Source organism: Jeotgalibaca caeni, from assembly GCF_028863945.1.
Taxonomy (GTDB): Bacteria; Bacillota; Bacilli; order Lactobacillales; family Aerococcaceae; genus Jeotgalibaca; species Jeotgalibaca caeni.
The window spans coordinates 1-1,519 of record NZ_JARBEA010000128.1 but is presented as its reverse complement, the minus strand read 5'-3'; the positions used below and the strand labels follow the sequence as shown (position 1 = coordinate 1,519).

Genomic DNA, 1,519 nt, shown 5'->3' with positions numbered 1-1,519 from the left:
GGCTCTAGAATATTAAGTGTTGATGGGCCTTTGGCCCTTTTGTGAAAAACACAAAGAGACAAATGAATTTTTCCGTTAAAATGAAGGTATCGAGTCTTTATTTTAGGAGGAAATTCATTTGTCTCATAATCATTTTATAGGAACACTACTGGGAATAAAAGATAAAAATATCAAGGTGGATGAAGATAATTGGTTGAAGGAAGACGTACGGAACGGCTTGCGCTGTAAAATCATCTCCGCCACGCTCACCTACATACCGAAAGCGTGTAAATGCTGTGGCTGCGTGAACGATGGTTCAATCGTAAAGAACGGGACGAAGCTGACCCACCCGCTGCTCCTGGATATGGCGGGATGTCCAACCTACTTAGAATTGAAGAAACAGCGGTTCCTGTGCAGAGAATGCGGACAAACCTTTATTGCGGAAACAACGATGGTCAAAAAACGGTGCCACATCTCGAATGATGTCAAACATTCCATTGCAGTCCAGGGGACGCGTAACATATCTGAAAAGGACATTGCTCGGGAGCACCGTGTATCAAACAACACCGTCAAACGGGTTTTCGAAGCCTTTTATAACACATTCCGTCAAACCTACACCCATCTGCCCGAGAACTTGGCCATCGACGAGTTTAAAAGCGTCAAAAGTGCTGATGGAGCCATGAGTCTAATTATTTGCGATTCCGATAGCCATCGGATTTTCGATATCCTTGAAGACCGTCGAGACAAGTCAATCACTGATTACTTCCTACGTTTTCCACAAGAACAACGCGCCAAGGTCAAGACCGTGGTTGTGGACCTGTATGGTCCTTATCAAAAGCTGTTCCAGGCGCTCTTTCCTCAGGCTGAATTGATTATTGACCGTTTCCATATCGTCACGCAGGTAAACCGGGCGCTCAATATGGCACGTATTGGCTTTATGAATACCTTGAAGAAAGCGAATGACTTGAAAGCAAAACGAGATTATAGGAAACTAAAAAAATATTGGAAATTGATTCTGAAAAAAGAAGAACTGTTGAATGGCACAGAATACCGTTATCATAGACTTTTCAAGGGCATGGTGACGGAACGGGGGATCATCGATTATATTCTTTCTTTGGACGAGGGTCTCCGCCTGAATTATAATGCCTACCAAACAATCGTCTTTACGGTTGCGCACCGGAAACCGGATTTGTTTCGGTCCTTCATTCATGAGAAACAACGGGGGCTTTCTGCCAAGATGGACCAAGCTTTGAAGACATTCCGCCAATCCGAAAGAGCTATTGTAAACGCACTGAGCTACGACTATTCAAACGGATTAGTGGAAGGGATTAATAATAAAATCAAGGTCATCAAGCGGACAGCCTATGGCTATCGCAACTTTTCTAATTTCCGAAACCGCATCTTCATTGAATATAAATTACTAGAAACAAAAACAGCAGCTTAGGAACTTTTTGGTTCCCAGCTACTGCTTGATAGATTGTGAAATTTAGCCTGCATGCAACTGGAAAAATACACTATCAACACTTCTTGACAAAGAGCC

At 43.0% G+C, this 1,519-nt stretch carries 1 protein-coding gene; it reads left to right on the top strand.

What is annotated here, in order from left to right; translation table 11 throughout:
• Positions 1–118: 118 nt before the first annotated feature.
• Entirely contained in the window at positions 119–1,423 is a 1,305-nt protein-coding gene (locus tag PVE40_RS12725) for an ISL3 family transposase (protein ID WP_274732305.1), read from the top strand.
• Positions 1,424–1,519 lie beyond the last annotated feature (96 nt).